Consider the following 20961-nt stretch of genomic DNA (forward strand, 5'->3'; position numbering starts at 1 on the left):
TCCTGGCGGAACCTGCGACCGCCGGATGGGGTCAGCGAAGTAGGACCCAGAGAGGTTACCGCGCAGGGCTCAGGACTCCACCCGGTCCAGGACCCCGCAGAGCCACTGATCCATGGTGTCGTTGGCGATCCGGGACAGCTCCGCCGGGTAGGCGTTGAAGCCGTGCGGACACGCCGGATACGCCGCGACCTGGGCTTCTCCCCCGGCGGCGTGCCAACGGGCGGCCATGAAGAGTGAATCGTCGAACAGATAGTCGGCCGTGCCGACCGTGAACAGGGCCGGCGGCATGTCGCGCAGGTCGGCGAAGATCGGCGACATGTCGACGTGGTCCCGGTCCCGCCGCTCGACGTCGGGCAGGTAGAGGTCCCGGAACGAGGGAATGCCCCGCTCGTACTGCGACGGCGTGCCCCGCATGTCGAACACGCCGTAGACCATGTTGGCGGCCTCGATGGCGCCGAGCGCATCGTGCTTGTCGCGCAGGCGGACGAGGGCGCCGGCCGCGATGTTGGCGCCCGCGGAGGATCCCATCACGGCCCGCAGGGGCACGCCCCACTCCGCCGACGCGTTCTCCAGGACCCAGAGCGCGGTGGCCTCGGCGTCGTCGGGCCCGGCCGGGTAGGGCGCCTCGGGCCCGAGCCGGTACGAGGCGGACACCACCACGGTGCGGGTGGCCGCGGCGAGGCGCAGGTTGAGCACGTCGTCCATCTCGGGGCGGCCGAGGAAGAAGCCGCCGCCGTGCCAGTCGAGCACCACACCGCGCACGTCACCGTCGGGCACGTGGGTCCGCAGCCGGATCGGGCCGTGGGGGCCGTCGATCTGGCGGTCGACGAACCGGTCGGTGACCTCGGGAGGATGGGTCGAGTAGGCCTCGAAGTTCGCCCGAGCCCCGGTGATCGCCTTCTCCGTCCACACCTCGGGCGACTCACCCTGCATCTCGGCGACGAGGGCCGCGATGCGCTCCATCTCCGGCACGTGCTCGTCGAGGGCGGGGTCGTACAACGGATCGGGAATCGGCGCAGGCACGACGCGACGGTAGCGCCGGGAGTCACTAGCCTCGGAACCGTGACCGTCGACCGCGTTCTGCTCGCCTCGCCCCGCGGCTTCTGCGCCGGCGTCGAGATGGCCATCAAGGCGCTCGCCTGGATGGTGCGGGCCTTCGAGCCGCCGGTCTACTGCTACCACGAGATCGTGCACAACCAGATGGTGGTGCAGCGCTTCGAAGAGAGCGGCGTCGTCTTCGTCGACGACATCGGCGAGGTGCCGCCGGGCCGGCCGATCATGCTGTCCGCCCACGGCTCCGCGCCCGAGGTCGTCGCCGCGGCCCGCGACCGGGGCGGCTATGTGGTCGACGCCGTGTGTCCCCTGGTCACGAAGGTCCATCACGAGGTGAAGACCCGGGCCGGCAAGGGGTTCCAGATCGTCTACGTCGGCCACGAGGGACACGAGGAGGCGATCGGCACGATGGCCGTGGCGCCCGACGCCATCCACCGGGTCGAGACGCCCGAGGAGGTCGCCGCGCTCCCGGCCTTCGAGACACCCGTCGCCGTGCTGGCCCAGACCACCCTGTCGCACCGCGAGTGGGCCGGCGTGGTCGAGGCCACCAAGGAGAAGTTCCCCCAGCTCTGGCAGCCCGAACGCTCCGATCTCTGCTTCGCCACCACGAACCGGCAGTCCGCCCTCATGGCGATCGCGCCCCAGTGCGACGCCATGGTCGTGATCGGCTCGGCGAACTCGTCGAACACGAACGCCCTCGCCGCGCTCGCCGCCGAAGCCGGTTGTCCCCGCGTGTTCCGCATCAACGGCCCGGACGAACTGCCCGACGACATCACCGGCACCGTCGGCGTCACGGCCGGCGCGTCGGCCCCGGAGGACCTCGTCCGCTCGGTGATCGACCGCCTCTCCCCCGCCAACGGCGTCGAGGAGGTGCAGGTCACCGACGAGGACGAGTACTTCCCGCCGCCCCGCAACCTCCGCGAGCTCCTCAGCGCCGTCGACGCGGTGGCGTCGGTGATGCTGCCCATGCCGGACGCGTCCGTCGGCCTCGACGATCGCAACATCGATGCCAGCGACGTGCTCGAGTCGCTCCACCGCCACGGGTGAACGACCTCCGCTACCGATTGGGCGTCCCGTTCGCCGCCGGCGCGGCCACCGCCCTCGCGCTCGGCATCTACGCCGGCGCCCACGACCCCTCCACCCGCTCGTGGGTGATGCCGGGCTTCGACGGCCTCATGTCGTGGAAGGCCGCCTTCACCACGACGGCGCTCGTCCTGTTCGTGCTCCAGGTCGGCCTCGGCCGCTGGATCACCGGGCCCGCCCCGGCGTGGGGTCCGGACGTCCACCGACTCGTCGGCACCGTGGCCTTCGCCCTCACCATCCCGGTCGCGTTCCACTGCCTGTGGGCGCTCGGCTACCACGATGACGACTGGCGGGTCGCCACCCATTCCCTCGCCGGGCTCGTCGCCTACGGGCTCTATGTCGCGAAGGTGATCAGCGCCCGGTCCCGGCTCGACCGGCCCGCCTGGGCGCTCCCCGTCACCGGCTCGCTGCTGGGCGTCGCCCTGCTCGTGGTGTGGTGGACGAGCGCGCTCCACTGGTACGGCGGCGGGGGCGGCCCATGAGCACGGAAGGCGAGACTGCCCTGCCTCGGACGATGCTGCACCGGATCACCGATGCCGTGCAGTGGATCGTGGGCGTGGGCGCAGCCACCGCGGTCGTGATGCTCTTCACCCTCGACAACGCGCCGCCCGGACCGCAGCCCCAGGTCGTGTCGGCCGAGGCGCTCTACGCGCAGCACTGTGCGTCGTGCCACGGGATCGACGGGAGCGGCGGTCAGGGTCCCCGCCTCGCCGGCACGATGGAGGAGCTCTACCCCGATCCGGCCGATCAGGCGGCGTACATCCGCGCCGGCAGCACCGGCATGCCCGCCTTCGCCGACGTGCTCAGCGGCGAGGAACTCGACCGCATCGTCCACTACACCCGCAACGTCCTCGGCTGAGGCGCCTCGGGGCCGGTTCAGCTCGGCGCCGGCTCGTCGCCCGCCAGCACACGGGCCTCGACATAGAGGTCGCTCAGCTCCTCGTAGAGCTGATCGGTGAGCTCGCGGACCGCTCGGCGCGGCACCTTGCCGTCCACCTTCGGCGCCGGGTGGATCGGTTCCCCGATGACGACGACCACCTTGTGGGGTCGCGGGATCTTGGCCCCGAGGGGCAGGGCCTTCGCGCTGCCGCCGATGCCCACCGGCACGATTGGCACCCCGGATCGCGACGCCACGAACGCGGGCCCGTCGAGCACCTGAGCCCGATCGAGACGAGCACCCTCCTGGCGGGTGCCCTCGGGGAACATCACGAGCGGCTCGCCCAACGCGAGGACATCCTGGGCGGCCCGCAGGGCGGTGCGATCGGCCCCGCCCCGCTCCACCGGGAAACCGCCGAAGAAGGTCAGGAAGGCGCCGAGCGGCTTCGACTTCCAGAGGCTCTCCTTGCCCATGAACCGCAGCCGCTTGCCGGTGATGACGCCGACGATCGGCGTGTCGATGAACGACCGATGTACCGCGGAGAGGATGAACGGCCCGTCCGGCAGGTTCTTCCGACCGTCGACCCGCATCCGGAACAGCAGCTTGCACAGGCTGTAGACCACGAACCAGAAGGGGCGGTACATGATCCGACCGAAGAGGCCGTGGGCACTGCGAGCCGGCGTGTCGCCCTCCTGGCTTCCGTAGGCGACATCCCTGCTCACGCCAGCAGTCCTTCGATCACCTCGACCACCTCATCGATCGAGAGTCCGGTGGTGTCGACGAGCACGGCGTCGTCCGCCTCGGCGAGCGGGTCGACGTCGCGGGTCGAGTCGAGCGTGTCGCGACGGGCGAGGTCGGCGGCCACCGTCTCGTAGTCGAGGTCGGTGACCTCCTTTGCCCGGCGCCGGGCCCGTTCGTCCGGATCGGCGGTGAGATACACCTTGAGCTCGGCGTTCGGGAAGACGACGGTGCCGATGTCGCGCCCTTCGAGCACGCCACCGCCGCGGCGCTCGGCCCACTCACGCTGGCGGGACACCATCTCGACCCGCACGGCCGGGTTCGCGGCGACGAGGCTCACGCACCGGTTCACCTCGGGCCCGCGGATCTCGAGGGTGGCGTCCGCCCCGTTCACGATGACGGTGTCGAGCCCGACCGTGAGCTCGATGGAGCGGGCGACGTTGGCGGTGAACTCGGCGTCGGCCGGGTCACCACCCGCCCGCAGCACGGCGTATGCCACCGAGCGGTACATGGCGCCGGTGTCGAGATACTCGAGACCGAGCCGGTCGGCGACCGCTTTCGCAACGGTGGACTTGCCCGAGCCGGCCGGACCATCGATGGCGATCACACGCATGATCGCCCATCTTGCCCCGTCACCGGAGTTGTTCCAATGCGGCGAAGTAACCCGGGAACGTCTTCGCGACACAACCCGGGTCCCGCACCGCCACCCCCGGCACGACCAATCCGACCAGGGAAAACGCCATGGCCATGCGGTGATCGTCGTAGGTGTCGAAGGTCGCGGCCGTCGGCCGGCCCGCCGGGCGGACGACCAGGCCGCCGTCGATCTCCTCGGCGTCCACACCGCAGCGCCGCAGCTCCCGCACCGGGGCGCCGATCCGGTCGGACTCCTTGCCCTTCACGAAGCCGATGTCGGTGATCGTGGTGGGCCCCTCGGCGAACGCGGCGACGACGGCGAGCGTCGGGGCCGTGTCGGAGATGTGGCGCAGGTCGACGGTGACGCCCCGGAGAGGCCCGCCGACGACTTCGATGTGGTCGGGGCCGACGTCCACGGTCGCGCCCATGTCGGCGAGCACGTCGGCGAAGGCGACGTCGCCCTGCAACGACGAGCGGCCGAGGCCCTCGATACGGACCCGTCCCCCGGTGATGGCGGCTGCGGCGAGGAAGTAGGAGGCGGCCGACGCGTCGGGCTCGATCTCGTAGTCACCCGGCGAGGTGTAGCCGCCTCGCACGGTCCACGCCGTGCCGTCGTCGTCGCTGACTTCCGCGCCGAACGAGCGCATGACCGCGGCCGTCATGTCGAGATACGGACGGCTGACCGCGGACGTCGTCAGCCGGGCGTCGAGCCCGTGGATCGCACCGCTGAGCAGCAGGCCGGACAGGAACTGGCTGGACACGTCGGCCGCGAGGCCGATCCCCGCAGCGCGCATCGGCCCGGTCAGCCGCAGCGGCAGCCGGCCCGGGTCGCCGAGTTCCTCGACCGTCACCCCCATCGCCCGCAGGGCGTCGATCTGGTCGTCCATCGGGCGGTCCCGCATCTGCGGGTCGGCGTCGACCACGACCGGGGCGGCGCCGAGCGCCACGGCGGGGGTGAGGAAGCGGGCGGTGGTGCCGGACTGGCGGGCGTCGATCGTCGTCTCGACCCCCGGCAGCTCGCCGCCGCACCCGACGACGGTGACAGTCGCCGCGTCGCGGTCGATGCGGAGGCCGATCCCCAGGTCGCCGAGGGCGGCGAGCATCGCCTCCGTGTCGTCCGCGAAGAGGACACCGTGCAGCGTCGTGTCGCCCGCGGCGAGTGCAGCCGCGACGAGCGCCCGGTTCGTGATGCTCTTCGAGCCGGGCAGGGTGATCGTCGCATCCGGCGGCGCGGCGAGCGGTTCGATCTCGTAGGGATCGGGCAGGGCCCGGGGGTCGGCGGTCGCCATGCCGGGTCAGTCCAGCGGCCGGATCGAGGGTCGGTAGCCCTGCACCATCAGGCCGCCCTGGAAGCGCTCGGCGAGCGCGGACTCCACGAGCACCACCACGACACCGCGAGGGCCCTCGGCCGAGTGGGCGATCTCGAGGTCGTAGATGTTGACGTCCAGATCCGCCGCGAGGGTGGCGATGGCGGCGATCTCCCCCTGGCGATCGAGCACCGGGATCCGCATCTCGGACATCTTCTCGGCCACCAGCGCCGTCGTCGGCAGGTTGCGACGGGCATGACGGGCCGACTCGAGATGATCGAGCAGGCGCTCGCCCTGACCGTCGGCCACGACGTCACGCAGGCCGCTGAGCTCCCGGATCAGCTCGTCGAGCACATCGGTGATCGCGGCCTGGTTCTGGGTGCAGATGTCGGGCCAGATCGCCGGATGGCCGGCGGCGATCCGGGTCATGTCACGGAAGCCACCCGCCGCCAACCGCAGGAGCGACCGGTGCTCCTCCGCCCGGCCGTCGGCCAGACGCATCAGCGTCGCCGCGGTGAGGTGCGGGACATGACTCACGACGGCGACGAGGGTGTCGTGGCGGTCCGGCGGCATCACGATCACCTGGGCCCCGAGCGAGGAGACAACCCCTCTGACCTCGGCAAACGCCGCGTCGTCGGTCGTCTCGGTCGGACACAGCACCCACATCGCACCGCTGAACATGTCGGCGAATGCGCCGGCGAGCCCGTCCTGCTCGCTGCCCGCCATGGGATGGCCGGGCACGAAGCGCGAGTCGTCGACCGCGGCCGTGATCGGCGCCTTGACGCTGCCGACGTCCGTCACCACCGCGGCGCCCGCGTCGAGCGCGGCGATCGCCATCGACGCGGTGACGTTCACCGGCGTGGCGATGAAGGCCAGGTCGCACTCGCCCAGGGGGCCGGCCTCGTCGATCGCACCCGACTCGAGGGCCGCGGCCAGTCTGTCCGTGTCCGGATCGACGCCGACGACGTGCCAGCCGGCGCCGCGCAGCGCCATACCGACCGATCCGCCGATCAGGCCGACGCCGACGACGAGCGCCGTACGCGTCTCGGGGTCGGCGGGCGGAGTCACGAGAGGCGAGGTTAGCGCTCGCCGTCGGCGCCACCGACGGCGATTTCGAGGCTGCGCACCTCGTCACGGGTGAGGACCCGCCACTCCCCCGGCCGCAGCCGCCGGTCGACCAGCGGCCCGATCCGGGTGCGCACCAGCCGCACGACGGGGTGACCGACGGCCTCACACATCCGGCGGACCTGACGATTGCGGCCCTCGTGGATCGTGATCCGCAGCAGCGAATCCTCGACCGCGGTGACGCGGGCCGGGGCGGTGCGGCCGTCCTCGAGCTCGATGCCCTCACGGAGTTCTCGCAGGGCGGCGCGGCTCGGGGTTCCCTTCACCTGGGCGAAGTACTCCTTCTCGACGCCGAACGACGGGTGGGTCAGCCGGTGGGTGAGGGTGCCGTCGTTGGTGAGGATCAGCAGGCCCTCGGTGTCCGCGTCCAGGCGGCCGACCGGGAACACGCGGGGCTCAGCCGGCACGATCTCCACGACGGTCGGGCGGCCCTGCGGGTCGTCGGCCGTCGTGATGACGCCCGTCGCCTTGTTGAGCAGGTAGTAGACGAGATCCGGCCGGATGCCGACGATCGCGCCGTCGACCTCGACCTCGTCGTTCTCGACGTCCACCCGGCGGCCGAGGATCGCGGTCTCGCCGTTGACGGTCACCCGCTCGTCGGCGATGAGTTCTTCGCACGCCCGTCGACTGCCGAATCCGAGGCGGGCGAGCACCTTCTGGAGCCGCTCGCCCTCATGGTTCACGACCCGTCGACCTCGGCACTGTCCGCGCTGTCCTCGGTGTCCTCGGGCTGGTCGCTGCCCGCCTCGGCGATGACCTCCTCGTCGGGGACCACCCGCAGGCCCCGCTCCAGCGCCTCCACCACGTCGCTGCCGGGGAAGAACTCACCGAGCGGCGGCAGCTCGCTCACCGAGTCGAGCCCCATGCGTTCCAGGAACGTCGGCGTCGTGCCGTAGAGCACCGCCTGGCCCGGACCGGGGTCGCGGGCGACCTCGTCCACGTAGCCGCGCTGTTGGAGGGTGCGCATCACGCCGTCGACGTTCACGCCGCGGATCGACGCGATCTGGTTGCGGCTCACCGGCTGCTTGTAGGCGACGACGGCGAGGGTCTCGAGCGCGGCAGCCGAGAGCCGCGACGACTGGCCGTCGAGCACATAGCGCTCGACATAGGGCGCCTGCTCGGTGGCCGTCTGGTAGCGGTAGCCACCGGCGACCTTGGCGAGGACGAAGCCCCGTCCGTCCACCTCGTACTCACGGGCCAGGGTGTCGCAGACCTCGACGACCTCGTCGGGCGACGCCCCCACGAGCTGGGCGAGCAGCTCCGGCGGCATCGGATCCTCGGCGACGAGGAGGATGGCCTCGACGGCCGGCGGAATGTGATCTGCGGTCACGGTCAGCCCTCGTAGGTGTCGATCGTGATGGCTTCGGCCCGCACGGACTCGTCGCCGATCCACACGATGGCGATGTCGCCGAAGTTCCCGGGCTGATCGAGCTCGACCACGCCCTGTTTGAAGAGTTCGAGCACGGCGAGGAAGCGCACCACCACCTCGATCCGGTCAACCAGCTCGGCGGTGAGCTCGCGGAACGTCAGGCGCCCGACGCGGGGCAGCTCGTCCACGAGTTCCTCGACGGCTTCGCCCACCGTGACCTTGATCGGGGTGATGTGGGAGATGTCGACCCGGACCACCGGCTTCGGGGCCGTGGCGCTGAGGTAGGCGTTGCGGAGATCCTCGGGCGTGGTGCGTTCGAGGAGATCGGGGGCCAGGCCGATGAACCGGTCCTCGACGGGCCCGACCCGGCGGGGGTAGCTGCGGGCGGCGTGGGCCGACAGCTTGCGGAGCACGAGGGCGGCGTCCTTGAAGGTCTTGCACTCGACCAGACGGGCGAGCAGCAGATCGCGCTCCTCCCACAGGCCGAGCTCGTCGTCCAGATCGATCTCGTTGTCGTCCGGCAGGAGCCGGCGGGCCTTGAGCTCGACGAGGGTCGCCGCGATCAGCAGGAACTCGGTGGCGACCTCGAGATCGAGGCGATCCATGCGGTCGAGCTCGACCAGATAGGCGTCGACGATCTCGCTCAGGTTGATCTCGTAGAGGTCCACCTGCTCGCGCAGGATCAGGTGCAGGAGCAGGTCGAACGGCCCGTCGAAGACCGGGGTGTGCACCTCGTACGGCATTCCGCTGACCCTAGACGGCGCAGCGCCGCGTTCCATGCTCCTCCGCCGGGTTCGGGCCGTGCATCCGGAGGCGGGGTTCGATCCGTAGGTTCCACATGACGACATCCGCGATCTGCTGGTTCCGGCGCGACATGCGCACGACGGACAATCCGGCGTGGACGGCCGCGCTCGACGCCGACGAGTGCGTGCCGCTCGTCGTGCTCGAGCCGGCGCTGCTGGACGCGGCGGGGCGGTTCCGGCGGGACGCCTTCCTCGATGCGGTCGAGAGTCTGCGGGAGCAGCTCGCCGCGGCCGGTCACGAGCTCCGTGTGGAGACCGGTGATCCGGCCGTCATCGTGCCGGCGGTCGTGTCCGCTTCGGGCGCGACGGTCGTGCACGCCAACGCCGACGTCACCCGGTGGTCGACGCGGCGCGACGCGGCCGTCGCCGCGGCGATCGAGGTGCCGCTCGAGCACCACTGGGGCACACTCGTCCAGCCGCCGGGCACCGTGCTCACGAAGGCGGGCACGCTCTCGAAGGTCTTCACCGCGTTCTACGTCACCTGGCTGAGGAGTCCGGTCGGCGACGGCGAGACGGACGAGCCCACCACGGCCGTGGCGAAGGCCGTTGCGCGCGCACCGGGATACGAGGGGCGCCGAGACGTGCCCGGCGAGCCCGGCACCACCGAGCTGTCCGTCGCCCTGCGCTTCGGCACGGTCTCGCCCCGAGCAGTCGTGCGCGCCCTCGAAGGTGTCGACGGCGGGGAGGCGATCATCCGGCAACTCGCCTGGCGCGACTGGTACGCCCATCTCACCGCCGAGACGCCCGACATCGACCGGGTGGCCCTGCGCCCCGAGTACGACGCCATCCCGTGGGAGACCGGGCCCGACGCCGACGCGGCGTTCGCCGCCTGGTGCGAAGGACGCACCGGCTACCCGATCGTGGATGCGGGGATGCGCCAGCTCCGCGAGAGCGGGTGGATGCACAATCGCGTCCGCATGATCACCGCGTCGTTCCTGGTCAAGGACCTGCTTGTCGACTGGCGGCGGGGCGAACGCTGGTTCCGGCACTGGCTGGCCGACGGTGACATCCCTCAGAACGCCGGCAACTGGCAGTGGATCGCCGGCAGCGGGCCCGACGCGGCGCCCTACTTCCGGGTCTTCAACCCGGTCGCGCAGAGCCGCAAGTTCGATCCCGACGGTGCCTACATCCGTCGCTGGGTCCCGGAACTGCGCGAGCTCGACCGGAAGCAGATCCATGCGCCCTGGGAGATCCCGCCGCTCGATCTCGCGAGCGCCGGCCTCACGCTCGGCGCCGACTATCCCGCACCGATCGTGGATCACGCGGCCGCCCGGGAGGAGACGCTCGCCGTCTACAAGCGTGCGCTCGCGGCCGCCCGCGAGAAATGACGGCCATCGGGGTGCGATCGCCGTAGCATCGCAAGCCATGACCCGCGTCTTCTCCGGCATCCAGCCCACCGGCGAGCTCCATCTCGGCAACTATCTGGGCGCGATCCGCAACTGGGCGCGCTTGCAGCACGAGACCGACGCGATCTTCTGCGTCGTCGACCTCCACGCGGTCACCGTGCCGAAGACGCCGGGCGAGGTCGGCGAATCCACGCTGCGTCTCTCGCAGCTCCTCATGGCGGCCGGGCTCGATCCCGAGGTGTGCACCCTGTTCGTGCAGTCCCACGTGCGCGAACACACCGAGTGCGCCTGGTTGATGGAGTGCAGCGTGTCGTTCGGCGAGCTCAGCCGCATGACCCAGTTCAAGGACAAGTCCGACCAGCACAAGGACTTCGTCTCGGCCGGGCTCTTCACCTATCCGGCGCTCCAGGCGGCCGACATCCTGCTCTACGACACCGACGAGGTGCCGGTCGGCGAGGACCAGCGCCAACACATCGAGATCACCCGTGACATTGCCGAGCGGTTCAACTCCCGCTACGGCGACACCTTCGTGCTGCCCAAGGCCGTGCTGCCACGGGCCGGGGCGCGGGTGATGGATCTCCAGCGGCCCGACAACAAGATGTCGAAGTCGCTCGACTCGCCGAAGGGCACGGTGAGCCTGCTCGACGAGCCCAAGCAGATCGCCAAGAAGATCAAGAGTGCGGTGACCGACAACGACGGCGAGGTGCGGTTCGACGTCGCCGAGAAGCCCGGCGTGTCGAACCTGCTGTCGATCCTCGGCGCGGCGACCGACCGCGACCCCGCCGCGCTCGCCGACGACTACGAGCAGTACGGCCAGCTCAAGGTCGACACCGCCGACGCCGTCGTCGCCCTACTCGAGCCGTTCCAGGCTCGCTTCCGCGAGCTCGAGGCCGACCCCGGCGAGACCGCCCGCCTCCTCAAGATCGGCGCCGACAAGGCCCGCGAGACCGCGTCCACCACCGTCGCCCGGGCCAAGTCCGCCATCGGCTTCCTCGCCGACTGACCCGGGCACGAGCCCGCGGCAGAGGAATCTCTGGTCACGAAAGGGTCGCCCCGGGGCCCTTCCTCGGCCCCTCGCGGCGATCTCTGGTCAGGAAAGGGTCGTTCTCGCCGGCCGGATCAGCCGCAGCCGACGAGTTCGGAGCCGGTGATCGCGAGGATCGTGTCGTCCGAACGCACGACCGAGCGGACCGGGAGCTCCGTGGGGACCCACACGTCGCCGTCGTCGGCTCGATACATCGCCACGCCGAGGTCGGTGCCGACCGCGACGACATCGTCGTCCACGGCGACGAGCCAGTCCGGGAACCACGTCAGGGCGGGGCGGACAGGCACGGGGACTTCCTCTGCCGACTCCGGCACCACGATGTCGATCAGGCTCTCGTCGGTTCGCACGGCGAACACCGGCAGCCCGTTCATCGCGCCGACGAACCCCGGGAGTCCTCGGACGTGCTCGGCGAACGCCTGCGTCTGCCAGACGAGGTCGCCGCTGTCGAGCGAGACGGCGTACAGCTCCCGCGTCGGGACGCCACTCGAGGCCGCCTCGCTGTTGCGGACGTCGTAGAGGAGGAGGTCTCCGGCCAGCCTCGCGTTGCGCACCGAGAGCGCGTCGACGACCAAGGCGCCCTCGAGGTTGACCACCACGGCGTGAGCGTTCGGACCTACCTCCGACCCGATCTCGACGAGCACCCGTCCGTCTGCCTCCTCCACCCTCTCGATCACGTCGAAGTCCTGGGGCACACCCAGTTCCTCGGTCGTGAACCGCAGGCCATCGGGCCCCGTCACCGTGAGCTGATCGCCGGCGAGCTCCGCACGCCACTCCAACGCCTCAGCTGTGTCGCCGTCACCGGGCACCCTCGGCCGCGTCTCGATGATCGACCCGTCGAGGGCGATCTCGTACACGTCGTCCCCGCCCGAGACCGACAGTCCGTTTGCCGCCGGCCGAGCATCGTAGAGATAGCGATGCGCGAAGAAGCGTTGCCAGATCGGCTGCCCCGTTCGCACGTCGAAAGCGACGACGCTGGGCGGGTGCGTGTCCAATTGCGATCCGACGGTGAGGACCCGGTCTCCGATGCTCAGCGGCGGGTCGCTCGCGAACGGAATTTGCTCCTGCCAGAGCCGTTCACCGGATCCGGCATCGATGGCGACCAGCCAGCTGATGAACGGGCCGCCGCACGCATCCGGCAGTCCGTCGCCGATCGCGACGGACTCCGGGTCCTCCACGAGGACCGCGGGTTGACGCTTCAACGCATCGTCGAGCGAGCCCTCCCACGAGCCCCCGGAACAGGCTGATCCGAGGAGTCCGAGGCCGACCAGTACCGCGAGGCGCCGCATCGGACCAGCCTGACACACCCTCCGTCCTGGTCGGCCTCGCAAGCGGACCCGGACGACCCTTTCCTGACCAGAGATTGCTTGGAAGGGGCCAGAACCCGGGGGATTCTCGACACTTTCGTGACCAGAGATTGTTCTTGGGGGGAGATTCCTCGTTGGGAGTGGGGTCAGTCGTCGTCGACGGCGGAGAGGACGTGGGCGATGTCGAGGGGGATGGTCCATTCGTCTTCGAGTTTGTGGTGTTCGGCGGCCCAGGCGACGGTGAGGGGGTCGGATTCGGCCATCTCGAGCATGTCGGCGCCGATCTCGGGGTGGTGCAGGTAGAGGCCGACGCGGCGGGTGAAGCCGCTGGACTTGATCCAGAGCCGGGCCGTGTCACGGCCGGCGACCTTGGCGGACAGGGTGGCGACGACGCGGCCCCAGGTGCCGAGGTCGGCGTCGATCTTGCCGATGTCGTGCAGCAGCGCCGCAGCGAGCACGGGGGGCGTCGCCTCGTTACCGAGGCGGCGTTCGACCTCGCGGGCGACCTTGGCGGTGTGGCGGCGGTCCGGACCGTACTGGCGGCGCCACAGCCCGTACTCGGCCTCGGACAGCACCGACTCGACCCATGCCCGGTCGGCCTCGGGCGGCCCGCCCGGCCGGAGGGCGCCGAAGAACCGCTTCGTCAGGTGCCAGGCGCCACCCATCACGCTCTGCCTTTCACGACAGTGCCCGCGGGTGGGCGTTGCGGTAGACGGCGAGCAAACGCTCGGTCGAGACCTTCGTGTAGATCTGCGTCGTCGAGATCGACGCGTGGCCGAGAAGTTCCTGCACCGTCCGGATGTCGGCGCCGTGATCGAGCATGTGAGTCGCACACGAATGACGCAGCACATGGGGCGTCAGGCGGTCGCCGAGCCCCACCTCGTCACCGTGGCGGCGCACCACACCCCAGGCGCCCTGGCGGCTCAGGCGACCGCCCCGCTGGTTGAGGAAGACGGCGTCGGCGTCGTCACGCCGGGTCCATCGGTCGGGCTCCATCGCGCCGCGCCCGGCGGTGGCCGTCCACTCGGCGAGTGCGACGGCGGCGTGACGCCCGATCGGCACGATGCGCTCCTTGCTGCCCTTGCCCATGACCCGCATGAGCCCGTCGTGGAGGTCGACGTCGCCGAGCGACAGCCCGACCAGCTCGGAGATGCGAACCCCGGTGCCGTACAGCGTCTCGAGGATCGCCCGGTCCCGGCGCGCCACCGGGTCGTCGCCGGTGACGACCTCGATCAGCGCCGTCACCTCGTCCAGCGTGAGCGCCTTCGGCAGACCGCGCGGCACCCGGGGCATCTCCACCTCCGCCGCCGGATCATCCGGACGGATCTCCTCGGCGACCAGGAACCGGTGCAACCCCCGCACGGCGACGAGGGTGCGGGTGACCGACGATGCCGCCAGCCCCTCCCCCTGCAGCACGTGCACGAAGGCGAGCACGTCGTCCTCGTCCGCCGCGACCACCGACCGGCCGCGCCGCGACAGATGGTCCCGATAGCGCAGCAGGTCCCGGCGATAGGCGTCGAGGGTGTTGGGCGAGCGACCCTTCTCGACGGTGAGCCAGATCAGGAAGTCCTCGGCTTCGGGTTCCAGCCGGTCGATCGACTCGGTGACCGGACCCACGATTCAGCGCCCCAGATGACGCAGGGCGGCGAGCAGGCCGATGACCGTCTTGGCGTCCTTGATCCGGCCGTCGGCCAGCCCGCCGGGGATCTCGTCGACCGGCCAGCGCTCGATGGTCATGTGTTCCTCTTCCGGGCCCTGCCGGTCGAGCGGCACCGGCTCCAGGTCGGTGGCGAGGAAGACGTGGGAGTACTCGTCGGAGAATCCGACGGAGTTGTAGAACTCGCTCAGCAGGACGAGCGGCGTCGACGTGGTGAAGCCGACCTCCTCAGCCAACTCCCGCAGGGCGGTCTCGGCCGGCGGCTCGCCGGGCACGTCGCGCTTCCCGGCCGGGATCTCGAGCAGGTCCTCCTCGGCCGGCGCCCGGAACTGGCGTACGAGCACGATCTCGTCGCCGTCGAGGGGCACGACCGCCACCGCGCCGGGGTGACGCACGACATCGCGGCTGATCACCTCACCGTCGGGCGTCTCGAACTCGGCCACGACGACCCGGATCGCGAACCCTTCGTGGACCTCCCGCTCGCCGAGCCGGCGGAACCCCGACGCAGCGCGAGGCCCCGGCTCGGTCACGAGTCGGCGCGTGCGGGAACGTCGGCGTCGACGTCGATCAGCTGCGGGTTGCGGCCCTCGGCGCGCTGCATGGCGGCAGCGACGAACTCCCGGAAGAGCGGGTGAGCCCGATCGGGGCGGCTCTTGAACTCGGGATGGGCCTGGGTGCCGACCCAGAACGGATGGTTCTTCAGCTCGATGAACTCCACGAGCCGCCCATCGGGGGACTCACCGCTCAGGACGAGGTCGCTCTCCTCGAAACGCTGGCGGTACTTCGGGTTGAACTCGTAGCGATGACGGTGACGTTCCGACACCGTCTCCTTGCCGTAGGCCTTCGCCACCTGCGAACCCGGCTTGAGCTGGGCGACATAGGCGCCGAGGCGCATCGTGCCGCCCATGTCGGTGACGTCGCGCTGGCTCTCCATCAGGTCGATGACCGGATGGGGGGTGCGGGTGTCGAACTCGGTCGAGTTGGCATTGGCGAGGTTGAGCGCATTGCGGGCGTATTCGATCGTCATCACCTGCATGCCGAGGCACAGGCCCAGACACGGGATGTCGTGCTCGCGGGCATACGCTGCCGCCGCGATCTTCCCCTCGACGCCGCGCTCACCGAACCCGCCGGGGATCACGATGCCGTCGAGATCACGCAGACGGTCGGCGGCGAGAAGACCCTCGACGTCCTCCGCCTGGATCCACTCGATCCGGATGTCGCCACCATGGTGCAGGCCGCCGTGGTTCAACGACTCGACGACGGACAGGTAGGCATCGGGCAGGCTCACGTATTTTCCGATGAGGCCCACCCGCACGGGGGTGGTGGCGGCTTCGACCTTGGCGACGATCTCCTTCCACGGCTCAAGATCGAGCTCGTGGCCCTCGAGACCGAGGATCCGGCAGACATAGTCGTCGAGACCTTCGTCGTGCAGGACGAGCGGGATGTCGTAGAGGCTCGACGCATCGGCGGCGTTGACCACGCCCTCCATCGGCACGTCGCACAGGTTGGAGATCTTGCGCCGCAGGTCCGCGCTGATGGGATCGTCGGACCGGCAGACGATGGCGTCCGGCTGGATGCCGCGGCTGCGCAACTCGGTGACCGAGTGCTGCGTGGGCTTGGTCTTCTGCTCCGACGACGGGCCGATGAACGGCACCAGCGTGACGTGGACGTAGAAGACGTTCTCGCGGCCGACGTCGAGACGGAACTGCCGGATGGCCTCCAGGAACGGGAGGATCTCGATGTCGCCGACCGTGCCACCGACCTCGGTGATGACCACGTCGACCTCGTCGGAGACGAGCCGGTTGATCCGGCGTTTGATCTCGTCGGTGATGTGCGGGATCACCTGGACGGTCTTGCCCAGATAGTCGCCCCGCCGCTCGGCCGCGATCACCGCGGAGTAGATCGAGCCGGTCGTGGCGTTGGAGTCCTGCGTGAGATTCTCGTCCACGAAGCGCTCGTAGTGCCCCAGGTCGAGGTCCGTCTCGCCACCGTCGTCGGTGACGAACACCTCGCCGTGTTCGAACGGGTTCATCGTCCCCGGATCGACATTGAGGTACGGATCCAGTTTCTGCATGGTGACTCGGAGGCCTCGGGCCTTCAGGAGGCGCCCGAGCGACGAGCCGCTGAGCCCTTTCCCGAGCCCACTCACCACTCCACCGGTCACGAAGATGTGCTTCGTCATCGGGATCTCAACATAACTCCTCGGGACGCCGGTGGCGCGCACGGGTGACGGACAATTCGCGATTCGCGCGGAAATTCACGCACGACCGGCGCCCAGAAGCTCGATCGCGTGCTCGCGGGCCGCCTCGGAATCGGGCGAACCGGAGAGCATCCGGCTCACCTCGGTGATGCGTGATTCGTGGTCGAGCAGCACGGCCGCGCTGACGGTCGAGCCCTTCCGTTCGCGCTTGGTGATCGCCACATGGTGATCGGCGACGGCGGCGACCTGGGCCAGATGGGTGACCACCAGGACCTGATGGGTGTCAGCCAACTCGGCCAGCGACGAACCGACCGTGTTGGCGGCCTCGCCGCCGATGCCGGCGTCGACCTCGTCGAACACCAGCGTGGGCGGCCCGGCGCTCAGCACGAGCCGCAGCGCCAGCATCGTGCGGGCGAGCTCGCCGCCCGACGCGACCTTGGCCAGCGGTTGCGGATCGTGGCCGGCATTGGCGGCGAGCCGGAACGTGACCTCGTCGCCCGCGTCGCCCTCGACGGAGATCGCCAGGTGGGCTCCCTTCATCGCGAGACCGGCGAGGTGCTTCTCGACCGCGGCGGCGAGCCTCGGCGCCGCCGCTTCGCGCGCAGCGCGGACCCGTTTCTGCTCGGCGGTGAGGGCGGTCAGCAGTTCGCCCCGACGCCCGTCGAGCGCAACGGCCCGCTCGTCGTGGCTGCGCAGTTCGGCCAGCCGCTCGGCGGTCTCGGCGCCGTAGGCGGCGACCTCGGCGAGATCGGCGCCGTACTTGCGACGGAGTTCGCGCAGCATCGCCCGCCGCTCGCGGAGGGCGGCGAGCCGCTCCGGGTCGTCCTCGATCCCCTCGACCCGGTCACGCGCCTCGGCGGCGAGATCGGCCAGCTCCGCGATCATCGACCGCAGACGCTCCTCCAGGTCGGCGAACGGGGCCCGCCCCTCGAGCGCGGTGAGCGCCTCCCCGACCGCCCCGGCGGCGGCGCCGTCGGCATCCAACAGGGAGCGAGCCGTGGCCGCAGCCTCGCGGTGGGCCGTGGCATCGGCCAGCACGTCTTCCTCGCGGTCGAGCCGCTCGTCCTCGTCAGGGCCGGTGATCCCCGCCGCCTCGATCTCGTCGAGCTGGTGTTGCAGCAGATCGATCTCGCGGGCCCGGGCCCGTTCGTCGCCGCCCAACTCGGCCAACGCGGCGTCGACCGCCCGCAGATCGTCGACCAGCGCGGCCAACGCGGTGGTGTCGATGGCGCCGAAGCGGTCGAGGGCGGCGCGCTGGACCGGCTGCTTCAGGAGCGACTGGTGGGCGTGCTGGCCGTGCAGGTCGACCAGGTCGGCGCCGTGTTCGCTCAACGCGGCGACCGTGGCCAGGCGCCCATCGATGTAGACCCGACTCCGGCCGTCGCGGGGAATGACCCGCCGCACCACGATCTCCTCGTCACCGTGGACGAAACGGCCCTCGATCTCCGCCTCGTCGGCGCCGGGGCGCACGAGCGACGCGTCGGCCCGGCCCCCGGTGAGCAGGTCGATGGCGCCCACGATGAGGGTCTTGCCCGCGCCGGTCTCGCCGGTGACCGCGGTCATTCCCTCCCCGAGGACGAGTGACAGCTCGTCGATCACGCCGAGATCCCGCACGACCAGCTCGGTCAGCACGGCGGGATCTCGGAGGTTTCGCTAGCGGTCATTGAGCCCGAACTTCGCCTTCAACACTCGGTGGAACTGACGCGGCCCGAACGACACGAGCCGGACCGTGTGGGCGGCGGCGGTGCACTCGATCGCGTCACCATCACCCACGACCGCCACCCTACGACCGTCCACTGACACTGTGGCCGGACGGTGGCCGTCGACGGTCATGCGCAGGCGGGTCGACGGGGCGAGCACGAGCGAGCGGTCGAAGAGCATGTGGGGCGACACCGGGGTCAGCAGCAGGGCCGAATGACTGGGATCGATGATCGGACCGCGGGCGGAGAACGCGTAGGCGGTCGAGCCCGTCGGGGTCGCCACGATCAGACCGTCGGCGGCGTAGGAGGTGAAGAACTCGCCGTCGACGTCGACCGCGAGCCGGATCGTGTTGGCATCGGCGGATCGCTCGACGACGACCTCGTTGAGCGCCCGGTGGACGGCCACCTCGCCGCCGCTCTCGATGCGCACCTCCACCAGCATCCGTTCCTCGATCACCATCTCGCCGGCGAGGGCGCGCGAGACCGCGGTCTGCGCCTCGCCCGGCTCGACCTCGGTGAGATAGCCGAGTTGGCCGTGGTCGACACCGAGGATCGGCACCGGAGCGTCACCGAGCAGCTCGACGGCCCGCAGGATCGAACCGTCGCCGCCGAGGGTCACGACCAGATCGAGCCCGGCGGCGAACGCCGTGGCGGGCACCGAGAGCGCCTCGAGGCCACTCACCGCGGCGTCATCGGGCGGGATCCGCACGGCATGACCCTGCGCGGTGAGCCACGCCGCGAGGTCGCGGGCGTGGGCGGCGGCTTCGTCGCGACCCAGGTGGACGATGAGCCCGATGTCAGCCATGGGCTGATTCCACCTCGCCGAGGACCCGATCGACAAGCTCGTCGAGCGCGACCGGCGCGTCGGCGCCCCGGCGGGCATGGAGCAGGAACTCGACGTTGCCGTCGCCCCCCGTGATCGGCGAGACCATGACGTCCATGATGGCCGCTGCGCGCTCCTCGAACGCGGTGCCCACGTCCAGAACCGTCCGACGCCAGATCTGCGGATCGCGGATCACGCCCCGCCCCCGGTCGGCGTCGGCCTTGCCCGCTTCGAACTGGGGCTTCACGAGCACCACCAGATCCCCGCCGTCGACGACGAGGGCGAGCAGCGAATCGAGCACCGTACGCAGCGAGATGAACGACAGGTCGCCGACCAGCACGTCGCCGGGGCCGCCGACCGAAGCCGGCTCCAGATCCCGCACGTTCGTCTGCTCGTGCACGTCGACACGGGGGTCCTCACGCAGGCGTTCGTGAAGCTGGTTGCGGCCGACGTCGATCGCCACGACGCGGGCCGCGCCGTGCTGGAGCGCGCAGTCCGTGAACCCGCCCGTGGACGAACCCGCGTCGATCACGCGGCGATCGGCGAGGTCCACCGTGAACCGCGCCAGCGCGGCCTCGAGCTTGCGGCCGCCCCGCGACACGAAGCGGGGCGGGTCACCGACGACCTCCACCGCATCGCCCGGATCGACCTGCCGGGCCGCCTTGTCGGCGACCGCGCCGCCGACGCGGACCCGTCGCGCGGCGATCAGTTCCTGCGCCTGGGACCGGCTGGTGGCCAGCTCGCGGCGCACCAGTTCGGCATCGAGGCGACGGCGACGGCTCACGGGTGCTCCACGGGTCGGGACCGGTGCGGCCACTCTATGCAGCCAACCCTCCGTATCATGACGGTGCTGCCGATGGAAAAGGCAGTATCAGTTGGCACACTCGCGCGTGTTCGTTTCAGAGAGAAGGACGATGGCGGAAGATTCAGACGACGCGATCAAGGAACAGGTCGCCGGCTACCAGGCGGCCTTCGACAAGATCGTGGCGAACGTCGAACACGTGATGAAGGGCAAGCCCGATGTCGTGCGCCTCGCGGTCACCGCGATGCTCGCCGACGGCCACCTGCTGATCGAGGACGTGCCGGGGGTCGGCAAGACCTCCCTGGCCCGCGCCCTCGCCGAGACGATGGACGGCTCGCTCCAGCGCATCCAGTTCACCCCGGACCTCCTGCCGACCGACGTCACCGGCGTCCAGATCTACAACCAGGGCGAGAACAGCTTCGAGTTCCACGACGGCCCGGTGTTCGCCAACGTCGTCGTCGCCGACGAGATCAACCGGGCGTCGCCGAAGACCCAGGCCGCCCTGCTCGAGGTCATGGAGGAGCACCAGGTCACGGTGGACGGCGCGCCCCGCCCCGTCCCCGACCCGTTCATCGTGCTCGCCACGCAGAACCCGGTCGAGCTCGACGGCACCTACGAACTCCCCGAGGCCCAGCTGGACCGCTTCCTCATGCGGCTCCACATCGGCTACCCGGACGCCGCGGCCGAGATGGAGATCCTCGACCAGCACGAGAAGCGATGGGACCGCACCGAGCTCGCCCCGGTCGTGTCCACCGAGCAGTTCGCGAAGATGACCCGCGTCGCCGACCGCGTCCACGTCGGACCGCTCGTGAAGGAATATCTCGTCACCCTGTCCCACGCCACCCGCATCCGCCCCGACGTGCGCATCGGTGTGAGCCCCCGCGGCACCATCGCCCTCGCCAACGCGTCGCGGGCATGGGCAGCCAGCCAGGGTCGCCACTTCGTCGCCCCCGACGACATCCGCCTCATGGCCCCGCACGTCCTCCCCCACCGGATCGTGGTCACCCCCGAAGCCGAGCTCCGCGGTGTCACCGGCAACGCCGTCATCAACGAGGTCTTGTCGCAGACTCCGGTGGACGAGACCGCGCGGAGCTAG

Annotated in this window: 22 protein-coding genes; 6 read left to right on the forward strand and 16 right to left on the reverse strand. The window is 70.5% G+C overall.

The features are described 5' to 3' along the window. Nucleotides 1-69: 69 nt before the first annotated feature. A complete protein-coding gene (locus tag R8F63_09100) occupies nt 70-1023 on the reverse strand; it encodes an alpha/beta hydrolase (protein ID MDW3218756.1) in 954 nt (317 codons plus the stop codon). A 39-nt stretch (nt 1024-1062) separates the two neighbouring features. Here R8F63_09100 and ispH point away from each other — a divergent pair, with 39 nt between their 5' ends. Genes ispH through R8F63_09115 form a run of 3 tightly spaced genes read left to right on the forward strand, consistent with a single transcriptional unit; the run spans nt 1063 to nt 2995 of the window. Then, nucleotides 1063-2100: a 4-hydroxy-3-methylbut-2-enyl diphosphate reductase gene (ispH, locus tag R8F63_09105; protein ID MDW3218757.1), complete on the forward strand. Its 1038-nt coding sequence runs from the start codon at nt 1063-1065 to the stop codon at nt 2098-2100. Next, nucleotides 2097-2618 carry a DUF6529 family protein gene (locus R8F63_09110; GenBank protein ID MDW3218758.1) on the forward strand — a complete coding sequence of 174 codons (522 nt, stop codon included), beginning with the start codon at nt 2097-2099 and terminating at the stop codon, nt 2616-2618. The genes ispH and R8F63_09110 overlap by 4 nt, the downstream gene beginning before the upstream one ends. Next, nucleotides 2615-2995, forward strand: coding sequence for a cytochrome c (locus R8F63_09115; protein ID MDW3218759.1), 381 nt, complete (start codon nt 2615-2617; stop codon nt 2993-2995). Before R8F63_09110 ends, R8F63_09115 begins: the two co-directional genes overlap by 4 nt. Before the next feature lie 17 nt (nt 2996-3012). On the opposite strand, the gene R8F63_09120 is transcribed toward R8F63_09115, so the two are convergent. From R8F63_09120 to R8F63_09150, 7 genes are read right to left on the reverse strand one after another with little or no spacing between them, the layout of a single operon-like run. Continuing rightward, nucleotides 3013-3735 carry a lysophospholipid acyltransferase family protein gene (locus R8F63_09120; protein MDW3218760.1) on the reverse strand — a complete coding sequence of 241 codons (723 nt, stop codon included), beginning with the start codon at nt 3733-3735 and terminating at the stop codon, nt 3013-3015. Further along, nucleotides 3732-4364: a (d)CMP kinase gene (cmk, locus tag R8F63_09125; GenBank protein MDW3218761.1), complete on the reverse strand. Its 633-nt coding sequence runs from the start codon at nt 4362-4364 to the stop codon at nt 3732-3734. Before cmk ends, R8F63_09120 begins: the two co-directional genes overlap by 4 nt. A 19-nt stretch (nt 4365-4383) precedes the next feature. After that, entirely contained in the window at nt 4384-5673 is a 1290-nt protein-coding gene (gene aroA, locus R8F63_09130) for a 3-phosphoshikimate 1-carboxyvinyltransferase (GenBank protein ID MDW3218762.1), read from the reverse strand. A 6-nt stretch (nt 5674-5679) separates the two neighbouring features. Next, nucleotides 5680-6759, reverse strand: a complete 1080-nt coding sequence (locus tag R8F63_09135) for a prephenate dehydrogenase/arogenate dehydrogenase family protein (protein MDW3218763.1) — start codon at nt 6757-6759, stop codon at nt 5680-5682. A gap of 11 nt (nt 6760-6770) precedes the next feature. Beyond that, entirely contained in the window at nt 6771-7499 is a 729-nt protein-coding gene (locus tag R8F63_09140; GenBank protein MDW3218764.1) for a pseudouridine synthase, read from the reverse strand. After that, nucleotides 7496-8146, reverse strand: coding sequence for an SMC-Scp complex subunit ScpB (gene scpB / locus R8F63_09145; GenBank protein MDW3218765.1), 651 nt, complete (start codon nt 8144-8146; stop codon nt 7496-7498). Before scpB ends, R8F63_09140 begins: the two co-directional genes overlap by 4 nt. A gap of 2 nt (nt 8147-8148) precedes the next feature. Further along, on the reverse strand, nt 8149-8928 hold the full coding sequence (locus R8F63_09150; protein ID MDW3218766.1) for a segregation/condensation protein A: 780 nt from the start codon (nt 8926-8928) through the stop codon (nt 8149-8151). A gap of 95 nt (nt 8929-9023) precedes the next feature. On the opposite strand from R8F63_09150, the gene R8F63_09155 reads away from it, so the two are divergent. Both R8F63_09155 and trpS read left to right on the forward strand, forming a co-directional pair. After that, the gene (locus R8F63_09155; GenBank protein MDW3218767.1) at nt 9024-10316 is read left to right on the forward strand and encodes a deoxyribodipyrimidine photo-lyase; all 1293 of its coding nucleotides are present in this window, start codon (nt 9024-9026) and stop codon (nt 10314-10316) included. 37 nt (nt 10317-10353) lie between these two features. Continuing rightward, entirely contained in the window at nt 10354-11337 is a 984-nt protein-coding gene (gene trpS, locus R8F63_09160; protein ID MDW3218768.1) for a tryptophan--tRNA ligase, read from the forward strand. A gap of 116 nt (nt 11338-11453) precedes the next feature. On the opposite strand, the gene R8F63_09165 is transcribed toward trpS, so the two are convergent. From R8F63_09165 to R8F63_09200, 8 genes are all read right to left on the reverse strand, one after another. Further along, entirely contained in the window at nt 11454-12665 is a 1212-nt protein-coding gene (locus R8F63_09165) for a PQQ-binding-like beta-propeller repeat protein (GenBank protein MDW3218769.1), read from the reverse strand. Nucleotides 12666-12829: 164 nt separating this feature from the next. Beyond that, complete coding sequence (locus R8F63_09170; GenBank protein MDW3218770.1) at nt 12830-13348, reverse strand: HD domain-containing protein; 519 nt, start codon at nt 13346-13348, stop codon at nt 12830-12832. Nucleotides 13349-13361: 13 nt separating this feature from the next. Then, entirely contained in the window at nt 13362-14300 is a 939-nt protein-coding gene (xerD, locus tag R8F63_09175; GenBank protein MDW3218771.1) for a site-specific tyrosine recombinase XerD, read from the reverse strand. Between the two features lie 3 nt (nt 14301-14303). Next, nucleotides 14304-14870, reverse strand: a complete 567-nt coding sequence (locus R8F63_09180; protein ID MDW3218772.1) for an NUDIX hydrolase — start codon at nt 14868-14870, stop codon at nt 14304-14306. Then, on the reverse strand, nt 14867-16522 hold the full coding sequence (locus R8F63_09185; GenBank protein MDW3218773.1) for a CTP synthase: 1656 nt from the start codon (nt 16520-16522) through the stop codon (nt 14867-14869). The genes R8F63_09180 and R8F63_09185 overlap by 4 nt, the downstream gene beginning before the upstream one ends. A 75-nt stretch (nt 16523-16597) precedes the next feature. Then, nucleotides 16598-18172, reverse strand: a complete 1575-nt coding sequence (gene recN, locus R8F63_09190) for a DNA repair protein RecN (GenBank protein ID MDW3218774.1) — start codon at nt 18170-18172, stop codon at nt 16598-16600. A gap of 21 nt (nt 18173-18193) precedes the next feature. Then, entirely contained in the window at nt 18194-19045 is an 852-nt protein-coding gene (locus tag R8F63_09195; protein MDW3218775.1) for an NAD(+)/NADH kinase, read from the reverse strand. Beyond that, nucleotides 19038-19847, reverse strand: a complete 810-nt coding sequence (locus tag R8F63_09200) for a TlyA family RNA methyltransferase (protein MDW3218776.1) — start codon at nt 19845-19847, stop codon at nt 19038-19040. Before R8F63_09200 ends, R8F63_09195 begins: the two co-directional genes overlap by 8 nt. A 130-nt stretch (nt 19848-19977) precedes the next feature. Between R8F63_09200 and R8F63_09205 the strand changes: the two genes are divergently transcribed. Further along, a complete protein-coding gene (locus tag R8F63_09205) occupies nt 19978-20961 on the forward strand; it encodes a MoxR family ATPase (GenBank protein ID MDW3218777.1) in 984 nt (327 codons plus the stop codon).

This window comes from Acidimicrobiales bacterium, from assembly GCA_033344915.1.
GTDB lineage: Bacteria > Actinomycetota > Acidimicrobiia > Acidimicrobiales > Aldehydirespiratoraceae > JAJRXC01.

Excerpts from the sequence above, each read along its gene's own strand:
- R8F63_09165 (MDW3218769.1), bottom strand. The coding sequence starts at position 12,665 with ATGCGGCGCCTCGCGGTACTGGTCGGCCTCGGACTCCTCGGATCAGCC.
- R8F63_09155 (MDW3218767.1), top strand. The coding sequence starts at position 9,024 with ATGACGACATCCGCGATCTGCTGGTTCCGGCGCGACATGCGCACGACG.
- R8F63_09170 (MDW3218770.1), bottom strand. The coding sequence starts at position 13,348 with ATGGGTGGCGCCTGGCACCTGACGAAGCGGTTCTTCGGCGCCCTCCGG.
- R8F63_09185 (MDW3218773.1), bottom strand. The coding sequence starts at position 16,522 with ATGACGAAGCACATCTTCGTGACCGGTGGAGTGGTGAGTGGGCTCGGG.
- cmk (MDW3218761.1), bottom strand. The coding sequence starts at position 4,364 with ATGCGTGTGATCGCCATCGATGGTCCGGCCGGCTCGGGCAAGTCCACC.
- R8F63_09115 (MDW3218759.1), top strand. The coding sequence starts at position 2,615 with ATGAGCACGGAAGGCGAGACTGCCCTGCCTCGGACGATGCTGCACCGG.
- aroA (MDW3218762.1), bottom strand. The coding sequence starts at position 5,673 with ATGGCGACCGCCGACCCCCGGGCCCTGCCCGATCCCTACGAGATCGAA.
- trpS (MDW3218768.1), top strand. The coding sequence starts at position 10,354 with ATGACCCGCGTCTTCTCCGGCATCCAGCCCACCGGCGAGCTCCATCTC.
- R8F63_09205 (MDW3218777.1), top strand. The coding sequence starts at position 19,978 with ATGGCGGAAGATTCAGACGACGCGATCAAGGAACAGGTCGCCGGCTAC.
- R8F63_09150 (MDW3218766.1), bottom strand. The coding sequence starts at position 8,928 with ATGCCGTACGAGGTGCACACCCCGGTCTTCGACGGGCCGTTCGACCTG.
- R8F63_09195 (MDW3218775.1), bottom strand. The coding sequence starts at position 19,045 with ATGGCTGACATCGGGCTCATCGTCCACCTGGGTCGCGACGAAGCCGCC.